At 67.8% G+C, this 14,125-nt stretch carries 13 protein-coding genes and 1 pseudogene; 8 read left to right on the top strand and 6 right to left on the bottom strand.

Annotation, left to right across the window (positions count from 1 at the left end; all coding sequences use genetic code 11):
- Positions 1-516 (top strand): annotated as a pseudogene (locus tag ACFVW6_RS21740) (FMNH2-dependent monooxygenase); the annotation flags it as partial.
- Between the two features lie 53 nt (positions 517-569).
- On the opposite strand, the gene ACFVW6_RS21745 reads toward ACFVW6_RS21740, so the two are convergent.
- From ACFVW6_RS21745 to ACFVW6_RS21755, 3 genes are read right to left on the bottom strand one after another with little or no spacing between them, the layout of a single operon-like run.
- Positions 570-1,739: an amidohydrolase family protein gene (locus tag ACFVW6_RS21745; protein ID WP_378831012.1), complete on the bottom strand. Its 1,170-nt coding sequence runs from the start codon at positions 1,737-1,739 to the stop codon at positions 570-572.
- A 44-nt stretch (positions 1,740-1,783) separates the two neighbouring features.
- Entirely contained in the window at positions 1,784-2,302 is a 519-nt protein-coding gene (locus ACFVW6_RS21750; protein ID WP_378831010.1) for a flavin reductase family protein, read from the bottom strand.
- Positions 2,299-2,784 (bottom strand): NADPH-dependent FMN reductase, encoded by a 486-nt coding sequence (locus ACFVW6_RS21755; protein ID WP_378831008.1) that lies wholly within the window; start codon positions 2,782-2,784, stop codon positions 2,299-2,301. The genes ACFVW6_RS21750 and ACFVW6_RS21755 overlap by 4 nt, the downstream gene beginning before the upstream one ends.
- A gap of 181 nt (positions 2,785-2,965) precedes the next feature.
- Here ACFVW6_RS21755 and ACFVW6_RS21760 point away from each other — a divergent pair, with 181 nt between their 5' ends.
- Complete coding sequence (locus tag ACFVW6_RS21760; protein WP_378831005.1) at positions 2,966-4,237, top strand: MFS transporter; 1,272 nt, start codon at positions 2,966-2,968, stop codon at positions 4,235-4,237.
- On the opposite strand, the gene ACFVW6_RS21765 is transcribed toward ACFVW6_RS21760, so the two are convergent.
- On the bottom strand, positions 4,234-4,902 hold the full coding sequence (locus ACFVW6_RS21765; RefSeq protein WP_378831003.1) for a GntR family transcriptional regulator: 669 nt from the start codon (positions 4,900-4,902) through the stop codon (positions 4,234-4,236). The genes ACFVW6_RS21760 and ACFVW6_RS21765 overlap by 4 nt on opposite strands.
- A 294-nt stretch (positions 4,903-5,196) precedes the next feature.
- On the opposite strand from ACFVW6_RS21765, the gene ACFVW6_RS21770 reads away from it, so the two are divergent.
- Entirely contained in the window at positions 5,197-5,931 is a 735-nt protein-coding gene (locus ACFVW6_RS21770; protein WP_378831001.1) for a GntR family transcriptional regulator, read from the top strand.
- A 2-nt stretch (positions 5,932-5,933) separates the two neighbouring features.
- A complete protein-coding gene (locus tag ACFVW6_RS21775; protein WP_378830998.1) occupies positions 5,934-6,932 on the top strand; it encodes a 3,4-dihydroxy-2-butanone-4-phosphate synthase in 999 nt (332 codons plus the stop codon).
- Positions 6,933-7,021: 89 nt separating this feature from the next.
- Here the strand turns inward: ACFVW6_RS21775 and ACFVW6_RS21780 are convergent, their stop codons facing one another.
- Positions 7,022-7,270, bottom strand: coding sequence for a hypothetical protein (locus ACFVW6_RS21780; protein WP_378830996.1), 249 nt, complete (start codon positions 7,268-7,270; stop codon positions 7,022-7,024).
- Positions 7,271-7,760: 490 nt separating this feature from the next.
- A complete protein-coding gene (locus ACFVW6_RS21785) occupies positions 7,761-8,672 on the bottom strand; it encodes a helix-turn-helix domain-containing protein (RefSeq protein WP_378830993.1) in 912 nt (303 codons plus the stop codon).
- A gap of 541 nt (positions 8,673-9,213) precedes the next feature.
- Between ACFVW6_RS21785 and ACFVW6_RS21790 the strand changes: the two genes are divergently transcribed.
- The 4 genes from ACFVW6_RS21790 (at position 9,214) to ACFVW6_RS21805 (ending at position 14,077) form a co-directional block, all read left to right on the top strand.
- Entirely contained in the window at positions 9,214-10,107 is an 894-nt protein-coding gene (locus ACFVW6_RS21790) for a hypothetical protein (RefSeq protein ID WP_378830991.1), read from the top strand.
- Entirely contained in the window at positions 10,104-11,321 is a 1,218-nt protein-coding gene (locus ACFVW6_RS21795; RefSeq protein ID WP_378830989.1) for a cutinase family protein, read from the top strand. The genes ACFVW6_RS21790 and ACFVW6_RS21795 overlap by 4 nt, the downstream gene beginning before the upstream one ends.
- Positions 11,321-12,451, top strand: coding sequence for a lipase family protein (locus tag ACFVW6_RS21800; RefSeq protein WP_378830986.1), 1,131 nt, complete (start codon positions 11,321-11,323; stop codon positions 12,449-12,451). Before ACFVW6_RS21795 ends, ACFVW6_RS21800 begins: the two co-directional genes overlap by 1 nt.
- Positions 12,452-12,529: 78 nt before the next feature.
- Positions 12,530-14,077, top strand: coding sequence for a cutinase family protein (locus ACFVW6_RS21805; protein WP_378830984.1), 1,548 nt, complete (start codon positions 12,530-12,532; stop codon positions 14,075-14,077).
- Positions 14,078-14,125: the final 48 nt, after the last annotated feature.

Genomic DNA, 14,125 nt, shown 5'->3' on the forward strand with positions numbered 1-14,125 from the left:
CCGGATGAGTGCAAGATCATGTTCTTGATCGATCCGATTCTGGGGGACAGTGATGCTGCGGCTCGTCTGCGGTTGGAGGAAATGAACACCGCCGCGAAGTCACAGGCGGCGATCGAGGACCAGCTGTGGGCGATCACCTACTCGACCGGTGGCGAATACGACTTCTCCGAGGCCGATCTGGACGCTCCGGTCGCCGACATCGTCGGCAACGGCGAAACGAGCAGTTTGCGTTCCTTCGTCGAGCGAGCCAAGGGAAAGACGCTACGCGAAGCCATCACAGGAGGCTTCCGTTTGCACGGCGCGCTCGATTTCTGTGGCTCGCCGGACACGGTCGCGGCCAAGATGGGTGAAGTCATGGACGAGGTCGGTGGCGACGGATTCCTGCTCTCACCACCGGTCACCCGTCGGCACATCGCCGAGATCGCCGACGGGCTCGCCCCGGCACTGCGCAGGCGCGGACTCATTCGCGACGGCTACAACTATTCCACGTTCCGCGAGAACCTTCTCGAATTCTGAGCTGCCGGTCCGGGCCGCGGCACCATGGTGTCGCGGCCCGGACCGTGCGCGTGCTACGCCAGCACGCCGTCGGTGACCGCGATCCGGCCGCCGGCCACAACAGTCCGGCATTGAGGCACGCGGACCAGGACGTCGCCGAGGTTCTCCGCCTCGATCAGGACCAGGTCGGCACGAGCCCCTGGCACCAGATCATGCACCGGGCCGCCGACGAAAGGCGCCGCCTGCGTCGTCGCCAACTCGATCACCAGGGCCAGGTCCTCGTCGGTGCGCAGGTTGTGCAGATGCGCGAACGTCCACGCCGCCCGCAGCAGGTCGCCGTCCCCGAACGGAGACCACAGATCGCGCACCCCGTCGGTGCCGAATCCGAGTCCGATTCCCCGGCGCAGCATCGCGCGCCACGGCAGCAACGCTTTCGCGCTGGTGACCCACATCATCCCGGCATCGGCGCACCGATCGAGTAGGCGCTCCCGAGGGTCGGGGCCGATCTCGGCGATCGCGTAGCCGTGGGAGATCGTCACCTGGCCCTGCATACCGCAGGCGCGGGTCCGTTCGGCGATCAGTTCGAGCTGGAACGCTCCGAGCTCGCCCGCATCGTGCAGGTGGATGTCGATCCCCACGCCGCGGCGGTCAGCGATGTCGAAGATACCGTCGAGCTGGCCCACCGGATCACGATCCAGCGTCGCCGGATCGATCCCACCGATGCAATCGGCGCCGGCCGCCGCGGCGGCGTCCAGCAGGGCGAGGACGCCATCGCGACGAATCACACCGTCCTGAGGAAACGCAACCAGCTCGACGTCGACCAAGCCGTCGAGGGCGGCCACCGCCGCACGCACCGTGTGGATTCCGTCGAGCCCGACGCCGAGATCGACATCGACGTGACTGCGCACCCGAGTAGTACCGTGCCGCAAGAATTCTCGAAGGACACCGACAGTGGCGTCGACACTCGGAATCGGCACGGCCGAGCGCTGTGCGCGTTCGTAGGCGATCCGATCGATGGTGTCGTCCCCGCCGCCGGACGGGATCCACGGCAGACCCCACCACGACTTGTCCACGTGCGCATGGGCGTTGACGAATGTGGGCAGCGCCAGCCGTCCCTCGCCCTCCAGCACCACGTCGTCGGTGCCGAGCCCGGTTCGACTCGTACGTATCTCGGAGATCGTGTCGCCGCGCACCACGATGTCGACAGGTGAACGCCCCCACGGCCGGACATCGGTGATCAACAATCTAACTCCTTGTTTGTATACAAACGATGGTTGTGGATGGCGAATCAGCGCGCGGCGACGCCGTGGAAGCCGCTGCGGTGAAAGACCATCGGCTCGATATCGGGGCGCATGGCCAGCGCGACGATCCGCAGGATCACGATGGTGTGGTCACCGGCGGGCACCGCCGCGTACGGCGCACATTCGAGCCACAGAGTCGCCCCGTGGACGAAGACGGCGCCGCGTTCGGTGGCGATCCAGTCGATATCGCCGAACCGGTCGGACGAGCGCGCCGACAGTGCCCGCGCGACCGGGCCGTGGGCACTCGACAGCACACTCAGACCCAGGGTGTCGCGATTGGCCAGATGTGGCCACGTCGTCGACGATTCGCCGACACACACCGATACCAGCGCCGGGTCCAGGGAGACGCTCGTGAACGAACTCGCGGCCATGCCGATCGGCCTACCGTCGACCATCGCGCAGAACGCGGTGACCCCACTGGGGAAACACCCGAATGCCTCGCGCAGCACGCCCACGTCGAAGCCGTCCTTCTGGGCCGTGATCAATGTCGCGTCGGCGCTGGTCATGATCGTCCTCCGGACAGATGCGGGCGCGCGAGGGTGAGCCAGCGGGCCAGTTCCGGTGAGTCGACGTAGTCGGATTCGAGTAGGTAGAGCCCGGGTGCCGGACAACTCGCACCGATCTCGACGAGCACCGGCCGCAGCACCAATTCCGGGGCGAGCGCGTGTTCGGGGCCCGCGCCGAGCATGACCGCGAAGGTCGGCTTCTGGTCGAGTTCGCCGCGCCCGAACTGGTCGAGGAACATCTTGAGCAGTCCGGTGTACGCGCCCTTGTAGGTGGGTGAGGCGACGATCAGCGAGTTGGCCGCGCACACGATCGCTTTGGCGCGTGCGACGGCCTCGTCACCCCACCGCAACAGTCCGGGTCCGAGATCGATGACATCGATCACCGCCGTGGGCTCGGTGCCGGTGAGCCGGTGTGCGATCAGCTCGGCCGCGGCGCGGGTCCGCGACATCGGCTTGGGGTTTCCGACGACGACGACAGTCATGAAGCCTCCTGGGGATCGGTCAGGGTATCGCTACTCTGTATACAAAGTGCGCGGTATTACTGCGATCCCGTCGGCACGTAAATCCTTCATTACGCGCACCGAGAACCGCGATGCGGCCGGGCTACGGTGCTGCGGTGTCCGCCGACGGCGGAGACGTCGAGGAAGGATTCGGCACCGCGACATGACCACCGACGACCTGACCGTTGCCGCCACCGGCGCACCGCGGCGCCTCGGCCGTTGGGGTGCGCTCTACCGAACGCCCGGATTCGCCGCATTGCAGTGGCGATGCTGGCTCTGGCATGTCTTTCGCTGGGGCGGGTTCTTCGCGATGAACTACCTGATCCTCGCGAGGACCGGATCACCACTGGTCAACCAGCTCGCGGGCGCGGTGTTCTTTCTGCCGATGCTGGTCGGCGGCTTCCTTGCGGGTGCGGTCAGCGACAAGTTCGATCGCCGCAGGCTGCTGCTGATCACGTGGGCCTGCCTGATCCCGGCCACGATCGGGATGGCCGGCCTGGAATGGACTGTCGGCGTCGGCCTGTGGGCGTCGTTCGGCTATATGACGTTGCTCGGTGTGGGTGCGCTCATCGAAGGAGTGGCCCAGCGACCACTCATCTATGAACTGGTGGGGCCGGGATTGTCCGGCCCGGCGCTCGTCAGTGATTCGATCGCGCAGGCCGCGGCGGGCATTGTGGGTGGAGTGCTGGGTGGCGTGCTGATCGACACGATCGGAATCTCGGCCTTCTTCGCTTGTCTCGCCGTGATACTCAGCCTCGCCACGGTCGCCTGGTGGCGGGTGCCCGCCGACTACGGCCGGACCACGGCGGTACCGGACTCCGTGACGCTCGCCGAGCAGATCGGCGCCAGTTACGCTCTGCTGCGACATAATTCGCTGATCGTTGGGCTGCTTGCCGTCACCGTGGTGATGAACGTCTGTTACTTCACCTTCCTGCCGCTGATTCCCGCGATCGCGCACCGCTTCGGGTCAGGGGCGTTGATCGCGGGCCTACTCGGCGCGGCTGCCGGGATCGGTCAGGTCGGCGCCGGGATCGTACTCGGGGCGCGGCCGATCGGGCGAGCGCAGGTGTTCTTCACACTGGGGTCTGTGGTCGCGCTGCTCGGACTGGTGATCTCGGCCGCTGCCCCCTGGCTCGCCCTCGCCTTACTCGGCCTGCTGTTCGCCGGCGTCGGTCAGGCCGGATTCGGCGCGATGCAGAGTCTGCTCGCCATCGAAGCGGTTCCGGCCGCCGAACGGGGTATCGCGCTGGGCCTGGTCAGCATGGCAGTGGGTTCGATGCCGGTCGGACTGGTCCTCGTCGGTCTGGCCTCGGCGTCGCTGGGGCCGAACGCGGCGGTATTCTGTTCCGCTGCACTGGGTTTGGCTGCAGTAGCGGTTGTCGTGGGGTGCTGCCCGAGCTTGATCCGGGTGTCTGCCGCACGAACCGTGGACTAGTCGGTGGTCGTCGTGCGGCCGGCCTCGTCGAGTCGCGCGAGGAAAAGTGCTTCGTCCTTGGCGATGTGCTCGCCCATCAGGTAGCCCGCAGAGGCGGCGGATCCATGGATTATCGCGGCGGCGATCGCGCTGTGGTCGGCCCAGGACACGTCGTCGCCGTGATCGACGGCCATCGAAAACCCCCAGGAAATCCGCTGCAGCATCGTGTCGATCATCTGTTGCAGTGTCGCGTTGCCCGAAGCCTCGGCTACCAGCTGGTGGAACTCGATGGTGAGATCGGCGCTGTCGCCGAGGCGATGCTCACGCGTTGCCTGGTGGCCGAACCGGACCACCGTGGTGAGCCGGTCGCGTACGGAGCCACCGCGTGCGTCGGCGGCCAGCTGTGCCGCGAGTACTTCCAGCCCACGTCGCACCTGGATCAGTTCGAGGACGTCCTGCTTCGACGAATCGGATACCGCCGCGCCGCGGAACGGCGTGATCGTCACGAACCCCTCGGATTCGAGCCGGCTCAGGGCCTCCCGGATCGGCACCCGGGATACGCCGAACTGTTCGGCCAGGAGCTCTTCGCGCAGGCGATCGCCCGGCTTGAGCTCGCCGGACATGATGCTGGTGCGCAAGGCCTCTGCGACGGCATCGCGACGAGGATCCCGGTTGTTCTTCTTCACAGCTGACATGCCGCCTCACGATTGTCGAGCACCCGCCGGAGCTTCGCATACGCTCCGATCTCCAGCAACGGAACCTCTATTTGTATACAGAATGTTACTAGATCCCTCGGTTGCCACAAAATGGGGTGCACGAGTGTCGAGAAGTTATGATTTCTGTATACAATAAAGAGCCTTGAATACGGTCTCGTCCTCCTAGGGGTTTCCATGCCCGTTCATCCGATCGCCGCTCCGCCCCATCTGCGCGCTCGCGAATTCGAGAAGCTGCGGCCCCGGCCCGACACCAGCAACAATTCGGTGAGCCGCACCTACGATCTGGTGCTCTCCCAAGTCCTCTCCGGGCTGCCGCCGGGGTCTCGGCTGGTCGAAGCCGACCTGGTCCGGCAGCTGTCGGCGAGCCGGACCACTGTCCGGAAAGTGCTCGCGCGTATGACGATCGAAGGTCTGCTCGTACGCGCGCCCAGGTCCGGTACGTTCATCCGGCCACCGAAGATCCAGCTCGGCCCCGATCTTCGCGCGCTGTGGTGGCCTCGCCCACGTGGCGACAACGCGCACATCGACGCGGTGGTGGCCGAACTCATCCCGGCGCCGCCGATCATTCGCAGCAGGCTGTTCGCCGATGCCGATCGGGTACTCCTCCTCGAGGGCCGGTTGTGCGCAGGCCCGCGTCAGGTCGGGCTCGTCGTCGCCTATCTCGGCATCGCCCCGGGTCAGCCTCTGTCGACGGTCGACGCTGTCGGCCACAGTGGTGGTCTCAGTTCATGGTTGTCTCGCAGCGGGTTGGACATCGTCGATACCCGGGTGCGGATGACCATCTTGCCCGCCGCCGATGAGTCCGCCCGTGATCTGGGGCTCGACCACGCGGCCCCAGTCCTCTGGCTCGAGAACGACCTACTTGACGCCAGTGGTCGGTGTCGGGCGGTGATGACGGTTCGCTGTGATGGATCGCAGGTGACCGTCGGCCCCGTCGAGTTCGGGCTGGAGATGGATGCACGTTCGGTCGGTCGGCGTTCCGCTCTGGTGGAGGCATGACTATGAGCCGCACTGCGCCGGCCGGGTTTGCTCCTGTGCTGGAATTCGGGTCCGCGCCGACCACGCTCGCGGTGGAGCGCGCACTGCTCGACATAGCTCGTGGTCGGCCGGTCGTCGTCCTGGATGACGACAAGGGTCACCTCATGGCGGCGGCGGAGTTCATCACCACCGGAATCATGTCGTTCGTAGTCCGGCACACGTCGGGATTCGTCTGCGTGGCCAGGCCTGGGCGCGAGCTGGAGCGCCTTGCTATTCCGCCGGCGATCGGCGCACATCCGAATCAGCCCAGGTCGGCGTACGCGGTCAGTGTGGATGCCGCGGCAGGAATCACCACGGGCATCTCGGCAGCCGATCGAGCCACCACAGCGCGTGTGCTTGCGAACCCGCACAGCCAGGCAACCGATCTGACCCGTCCCGGTCACGTCGTGCCGGTACCGGCACGCACAGGCGGAGTATTGGAACTCGCCGCACCCGCCGAGGCCGGGATCGACCTGGCCAGGTTGGCGGGGCGCGCACCGGCGGCAGTGTTGGCGCACCTCGTCGACGACGACGGCCTACTTCGCTGCACGGATGCGAGCAGACGCTTCGCCGAACGGCACCAGTTGGCTGTCGTAACGGTGGGCGATCTAGTCGACTATCGCCACCGTACCGAGAACCCGATTCGACGTACCTTCGCGACTCGTATCGCCTCTTCCGACGATGTGGCGCTGGTCGGCTACGCGCAGAGCCACAGTGGCCGAACCTATCTCGCCATCACGTCCGGGTCGGCCGGTAGCGGCTTGGGCGATGCCCCGCACGACGTCTTTCTTGTGAGACAGCATGTGAGGGACTCCGGCGACGTGGGTGTCAGCCTCGACATCGACCCATCGCGGGATACCGGGCACGTCATCGTGATCAGTCTGGACTCGGGGCTGGTGGTTGACGAGTCCACGGACAGGGACGCCACCATGATCGAGCAAATTCTCGCGGACCTCGGCATCGATCGGTACCGGATCGCCTAGCACGTTGACCACCGGACCCGGCGCATCCACCGATGACCATTCCGGAGCGGAGCATCGGCTTGCCGGGGACCCCGAGGGGCCGTGGTGGTCTACCCCGCCTCATCGTCGGGCTCCTCTGTCTGGTCGGCCAGGTTCGTCAGGGCGGTGTCGAGTGCGTCGATGTCCCAACGGAATTCCTTTCCGACCCGGATGGGCTTGGGTAGCCACGGGTGGTTGCTTGGTTTGCGCGCCCAACGGCGCAGCACCTCGGGATGGACGCCGACGTGCGAGGCGGCGATCTTGGTGTTGACCCACCGGCGCAGCGGCGGCGTGGGGCCGGGTGGAGGTTCAGCAGACACGGCTGCCGCCGGGGTCGTCGGGCTGGATCCCGCGGGCGCGGTGGAGGAGGCACCGGGAAGGCCGGTTGATCCCGAGATTCGCCGCGTCTCGGCAATATTTCTGGGTTCGCCGGAGACTGGTCTTCAGCTGGGCTGCTGCGTTGGAACTGAATTCGGCAAGACTGAACCTGTTACACCGCGCTGGGAGCCGACGTGCTGTAGCGCTGTGGCGAGACAGCGGCGCGCGATCGGACCGAGAATTTTCGCGCGCCAGGTGTGTCGTGGTGTTGTCGTGAATTTGCATCGGGCACCGTGTTTCTGCCCGATCAATGGCTCTTCCTTATCCAGGAAACCTGAGATTTGCCGAGTTCGCCACCGGTATTTCGTGGGCGGTGTCGAATTCGAGGTTGTTCGCGTTCACGGTCAGCGGTTGATGCTGCTGTGAACGGTCATGGAAACACCTCCGGCGCAGTGGATGGACTCCACTGCGCCGGTCGGGATCGCTTCCTGACTAGGTGATTTCGGGTCCGGAGTATGGCTCGGGGGTGGCGGTGAAGAGCTGGATGTGGTGGGCCAGGATGCTCTCGGTCAGGGTGAGCTGGTAGGAGACCGGGACGCCGCCGGGGCTGTGGGCGTGGAGCAGGAACCGGGAGTCGCGCCCGAAGGAGATGTCGGAGCCGGCCGCCCAGAAGCGCTGAGCTTCTTCGTTCGGGGTCAGTGCGGTGACGAGTTCCCGGGCCTGCTCGGAGTCGCGGTACTTGCCCATGATGCCCTTGAGCATCGACACCGACCAGGCGCCTTCGGCCTCGGGATCGACCACGGCGGCCTTGCCTGTGTCGGTGAACATCCACACCGGCAACGACCGGCTTTCGCCGATCCCGGGCAGGACCTCGGCGAACAGATCGTTGTGTGCCAACACATTCCACAGCGGATCGACATATGCGGCCGGGATGTTCCGAGTCTGGAATCGGTCGAGGTTCGACAGCAGGGAAGGATCGCGTTGAACCCAGGTGCGAAGGTACGGGGCCGGCGACAGCTGAATCGCCGGGATGGCGAGGTCGCGCAGATGGGCGGCCATCGCCGGACCCAGCCGGTACCCGGAGATGATCAGTTCCATGAACTTGGCCGACGGCAGCGATTCACCGCGTTCGAATCGACCGAGGTGAACGGCACTGAACTCGAGGACTATCGCTGCTTCTTCCCGCGAGAGCCCGCGGCTCTCGCGTAGCCACCGGAGGGTGGTGCTGAACTCGGGAATCGAGATGGGTGGCGGATCGGGGTCAGGTCGGCGACGGCCGGGACTGCTGCGCGGAGACTTCTGCGTCATGTGGCTCCCCCCCAGGAGCTCGTGTTGGACATCACGGATTGTGAGGTTTGATCTGAGCATCACCACGCGGTGATGGCTTTGGTTGTACCAGAACACCTTTCGTGCGGCAAGGTTTGCCCTCGCGTCTCGCCATGGTGAACGTGGGCGTTCGCCGAAACCGTAGAATTTGTGTGGTCCGGGTCACTCCGGGGCGGTCCGCTGGGTGCCTCTTCGAAAACTTCTTTTCCGCCCAAATTTGGCGAATCACCTGCGCAGGAGGCAATTCTCGACTTGTCATTTTTGACGTATCAAAACTGATAAGCCAACGAGGTAGCGGCGCACCAGGTTTCGTGGATTGAATGGATATCGCAAGACGAAATCCATTCGAGAAAGGAAATCCTGTGGACCCCATCGTGATCGTCAGCTACCTCAACGCGGGGCTGTCGCTGGCGTCGAACGTGCTGGCTCTGGCCGGCAACGCGCTGAACCTGGTGCTGCACTTCCTCTGACCCGTCGAGAGGCACCGCCGAGCTCGGTGCATCACTGACCGGCGGTGCCCCGCAGGCTCCGTACAGAACATTCTCGCCGCGCACGACGTCCAATCCGGCTGCGGCACAACCCCTCAGCTTCACCTTTCGACGAGAGAGGTCTACCTGTCATGCCCGAAAACTCCCCGACCACCCACGAAAGCGCGGTGCGAGGTCGCCACAGAACTCCCGCCACCCGTCGAGCCAGCACGCTGCTCATCGCCGCAGCGATACCGGTCGCCATCGCCATCGGAGCAGCCGCACCCGCCCACGCCGCCCCGCCCCTGAGTGCAATCGCCGACCAGGGCGGCCTGGACGGCTCCGCGCAGCCTGGCACCGAAACCCCCACGCCACCAACGGCTCCCGAGCTGAAACCTCAGCCGGAACCGGCTCCGGTGCCGCAGTACTACGAGCAGCCCGCCGAGGTCCGCAAGGGGCCGTCGCGGCCCGCGCCGAGTGTGGAGGAACCGGTCGAGCCGGTGCGGATCGAGGAACTGCACCTGCCCGAACCGGTGGAGCCGGTCGCGCCGATCACCCCGCCGGAGAACACGATCCGGATCGGAGAGTTCCAGACCCCGAGCCCGGACTGGCTCCCGGTCGAGGTCCGCGACACGATCAACAACACCGCCGCCGGAGCCGAAGCTCAAGTCGCCACAGCCCTGGATTCGATCGGCATCCCGGCCGGACGCTCCGACCGTGTCTCCGGTGCGGTCCTGGGCGGCGCCGGACTCGGCGGCGCGGCCGGGGCGACCGTGCTCGGCGCCCCCGCCGCCGCGGCCGGGGCCACCGTCGGCGCGCTGATCGGCGGCACCGTCGGCGGGATCGCCGGGGCCGCGCTGGGCATCATGGTGCCGGTCCCGATCGTCGGCCAGGTCACCAGCGGCGTCGCCGGAACCGCCCTGGGCGGCGCGGCCGGTGCGGCGGCCGGTGCGGCGATCGCCGGAGTCCCGGTCGCCGTCGTCGGCGCGGTCGTCGGCGGCACTATCGGCGCCGGGTTCGGCGCCGGTGTCGGAGTCGGCCAATGACCGGTCGGGTCGTCGCGGCCGCGGTGGCCGCGGTGGTGGGCGCCGCAGCGGTGACCGCCACAACCTCGGTCGGTCCTGCGAGCGCGGTGCCGATCCACGGCTGCCCAGCCCTATACCTCCTCGGGGTGCAGGGCACCGGTCAGTCCTCACCGACCGCAGACCCGCTCGCCGATACCGGGGTGGTCGGGTCGCTGATCGGGCCGGTCGTGTCCACCGTCCCGGCGTTGGTGCAGCGCGCCTACATCGGCTACGAGGCCGGGTTCGGTGGCATCGTCCCGGGCGGCGGCGCCGACCCCTACGTGTCGTCGGTCTCGGGTGCGCGAGCCAACCTCGACGCCGCCGCAGCGCAGATCATCGAGGCCTGCCCGAACACGATGCTCGCCGGAGTCGGCTACTCCCAAGGCGCCCAAGCGATGGCGAGCTTCGCCCGCGACGTCGGCTCCGGCAACGGACCTGTCTCCGCGGATCGGGTGGCCGGGATCGCGCTGTATGCCAACCCCGACCGCGGTCAGCTCGAGCCGGTCTTCCCCGGACGGCCGGGCCAGACCGTGCCCGACGCGGCACCGGGCACGACCGGTGCGGCGGTGTCGACGGTGCAGGTGCTGGCCGCACCGGCCGGGGGAGCGGGGATCGCCACGACGGCCGACGGGTACGGCGAGCTGACCGGCCGGGTCGCCGACATCTGCAGCGACGGCGACCTCGCCTGCTCGGCACCCGGGCAAGCCGCGGTCCTTCGCCTCGGCGCGGAACTGTTCGCCCAAGCCGACCTGACCAACCCGATCGGCGCCGTCTCGACCCTGAGCTCGGCGTTGTCGAGCGCGCTCGGGGACGCCTGGAACACCGTTGTCCTCAACGACTTCCAGGTCGGTCCGGGCAACGTCGACTACACGCCGCAGGCCAGTCTCGGGGATCGGCTCGTCGATGCCGGTGACCCCCGCACGCCCAGCCCCGACGCTGCGGCAGCGGGCGCGCGGTGGAACGAGATCCTCGCGGCAGTTACGGCAAATCCGCTGGTCGTGGGGAAGTTGATCGCGCAGCTCGGTGCGGCGTGGGGACAGTTGGCGGCGGAGAACGCCGAGTTGGTCAACCCGGTCACGTGGTGGCGGTTCGCCGACACGGTCGGGCGCCACAACGGATACGCCCTGACCGGGCAGATGAATTCGGGTATCGCGTGGATGGTCGCGCTGGCCCACGACATCGCCGGAGCCCGGTGATGACCGGCACCGAACCCATCGACCCCTTCTACAACAACACCGCGCTGAGCGCTCGCGCCGAGCACGGCGTCGTCCTGCGCACTCGTAACGTCACCGTCCCGCACCTGGCGGGTGTGGGTCGGGCCTGGCAGGTGGTCTACACGACCCGCGCGGGTCGCGGGGTCCCGATGCCGGCCTCGGGCATCGTCCTGGAACCGAAGACCCGGACCGGGAACGGCACCGCGCGCCCTCCCGTGGTGGTCTACGTTCCGACCTTCCACGGTCTCGGCGGCCGGTGCGCCCCCTCGCAACTGCTCGTCGCCGGCACCGAACCCGACACCAGCAGCATCGCCGCGGCGCTGGCCCAGGAATGGACCGTCGCCGTCCCCGACGGCATCGGCCTGGGCATCACCGGCCTGGCACCGCACCACTTCCTCGCCGAAGAAGCGGGCGCGCACGCGGTCCTGGACCTGGCCATCGCCCTGACCAAACCCGCCGCCGCGGGCCGCCGTCCGCGGCCGGTCGCGTTCTGGGGCTACGCCGACGGCGGTAGGGCCGCTGTGGCGGCGGCCGAACGCCAGCCGGGCTACGCCCCCGATCTGGATCTGCGGGCGGTCGCGGCCGGTGCGGTGATCCGAGATCCACGCGCGTTGATCACCGCTCTCGACGGCGGCGCGTGGGCGGGGTTGGCGTTCGCGGGAATGGTCGGGCTGATGCGGGCCTACTCCTACCTGCCCGTGGACCACCTGCTCACCGACGACGGCCTGCGCGCGGTACACCACGCGTCCCAGCTCGACCAGTCGCGGCTGATGGTGGAGTACCTGCAACCCCTGTCGGTGTGGTGCGAACGCCCCGACCCGTGGAACGACCCGGTCTGGCGCTACGTGTTGACCAACGAGGTCATCGGCACCGATACCCCGCTGGTCCCGGTGCACCTCTACCACGGGCTGGCCGACGGCCTCGTTCCCGTGGAGTCCGGGCGGGAACTGTTCGCCGAGTACACCTCCCGCGAGGTGGCGGTGTCGTGGTCGGAATACGACACCGGCCACCTCGGCGCCGCCGACCTCGGCGTCCCCGACGTCTTCACCACCCTGCGCGCGGGATTCACCCGCCGGTCCTCCGGTCGCGAAGGACCCCTGCAAGCCACCTGACACGCCTGCCCGCGCCCGCCCCTGCACGGGCGCGGGCAGGCCGACCACCGACGAAACCGCGAGAGGAAGCCGAAGCCGATGAACCGCACCGTAACCCATCACGTGACACGAATCATCGCGACAGTCGCCCTGGCCGTGACAGTCACGATCAGCGGGTCGGCGATCACCGTCGCCGATCCCTCCAGCACCGCGCCGAGCACCTCGGGCACGGCGAAGTTGACTTGCCCGCTGCTCTACGTCCTCGGCGTCCAGAGCAGCGAGGAAGGCGCGGCCACGACCGTGGACACCGGCGACACCGGCGTCCTGGGACAGGCCTTCGGCCGGATCGCCAGCAACGCCGGTGCGGGAATCGAGCGCTCCTACATCGTGTTCGGCGCCGACATCGGGGGCGCGAACTACGCCACCGCGATGAGCACCGCGGCCGACCAGATCGAAGAACTCGCCGCCGGAGTGATCGAACGGTGCCCCTCGGCCCAGATCGCTGTCGCGGGGTACGCCGAAGGTGCCGCAGCGGCGGCAACTTTCGCAGAAGAGGCAGGTGCAGGACGGTCCCGTGTTCCAGCGGAGAAGGTTGCCGCGGTCGCGCTGCTGGCCAATCCCTCGCGGCGCGCCGCGACCGGGGTGCTGCCGGGCACCGACAACGCCAGCACCCCGACCGCGGCGCCGGGCACCGACGGCGCCACTGTCGCCGAGATCAGCCTGACCAACACCGGCCTGTCCGGCGCGGGGATCGACGCGGCGGCGGGCCCGGTCAGCTACGGCGCACTCGCCGGGCGGGTCGCTGACCTGTGCGTGGCCGGGGACGCGACCTGCGACGTCCAATCGGGCAGTCCGTTGCTGAGCGCGGTCGCCAACATCTCCGGCCAGACCGAAGGCAAAGACCCGGTCGCCGCGATCGCGACAGTCGCGCAAGCCCTGGTCAGCACGGCATTCACCACCGCGGTCGGAGTCGTCAACGACGACCTCAGCGGCACCAGCCTCGACCAGCTGACCTACTCGCCCTCGAAGACCCTCGGCCAACGCGTGGCCGAAGCCTCGTCACCGACAGCGAGCGTGCCGACCGAATCCGACGCGCTCTCGGCGTTGTTCAAGATCGGCACGATCGGCCTCAACGCGGTCGTGTCGGTCGCGCAGAAGGTGTTCACCGCGACCACGATCGCCGAACTCGCCGCCGTCGGGTTGTCGAACCCGGCCGCCGCCCTCGGGGTGCTGGGCACGAAAGTCGCTGACGCGGTCGTGGATCTGATCCCGCCGCAGTCGATCAGTACCTGGGTCAACGACGCGTTCGAAGCGATCACTTCCACGATCACCGACACCCAAGACCTGTACACGACCTCGGCGACCGCCCAGTACAGCGATTCCTCCGGTCGGCGCAGCAGTTACAGCACGGTCGCGGCGACCACCGCGGGCGACAGCCCGTTGGCCGCGACCGCGGCCTGGTTCACCGCCGTCGCCACCGACCTCGCCAGCGCTTTCCCGCCCTCGTCCTCGGCAACCGTGACCTCGACGACCAGTGTCCCCGTGGCCACGAGTCCGCCGTCGACGTCGCCGAATCCAACCACCACCACGCCGCCGATTCCACCGTCGACCACGACCGGTCCGGCGACATCGGTCGCGCGTCCCTAGACCCCTTCGGAGCACAAGGGCTGCCACTCGGTTCCCCCTCCGATCAGT

This window comes from Nocardia sp. NPDC058244, assembly GCF_042882065.1.
In the GTDB taxonomy this organism is placed as follows: Bacteria; Actinomycetota; Actinomycetes; order Mycobacteriales; family Mycobacteriaceae; genus Nocardia.

What these genes read in the sequence shown, in the direction of transcription:
- ACFVW6_RS21750 (WP_378831010.1), bottom strand. Translation starts at nt 2,302, where the DNA reads ATGACCAGCGCCGACGCGACATTGATCACGGCCCAGAAGGACGGCTTC.
- ACFVW6_RS21800 (WP_378830986.1), top strand. Translation starts at nt 11,321, where the DNA reads ATGACCGGCACCGAACCCATCGACCCCTTCTACAACAACACCGCGCTG.
- ACFVW6_RS21760 (WP_378831005.1), top strand. Translation starts at nt 2,966, where the DNA reads ATGACCACCGACGACCTGACCGTTGCCGCCACCGGCGCACCGCGGCGC.
- ACFVW6_RS21805 (WP_378830984.1), top strand. Translation starts at nt 12,530, where the DNA reads ATGAACCGCACCGTAACCCATCACGTGACACGAATCATCGCGACAGTC.
- ACFVW6_RS21755 (WP_378831008.1), bottom strand. Translation starts at nt 2,784, where the DNA reads ATGACTGTCGTCGTCGTCGGAAACCCCAAGCCGATGTCGCGGACCCGC.
- ACFVW6_RS21790 (WP_378830991.1), top strand. Translation starts at nt 9,214, where the DNA reads ATGCCCGAAAACTCCCCGACCACCCACGAAAGCGCGGTGCGAGGTCGC.
- ACFVW6_RS21775 (WP_378830998.1), top strand. Translation starts at nt 5,934, where the DNA reads ATGAGCCGCACTGCGCCGGCCGGGTTTGCTCCTGTGCTGGAATTCGGG.
- ACFVW6_RS21795 (WP_378830989.1), top strand. Translation starts at nt 10,104, where the DNA reads ATGACCGGTCGGGTCGTCGCGGCCGCGGTGGCCGCGGTGGTGGGCGCC.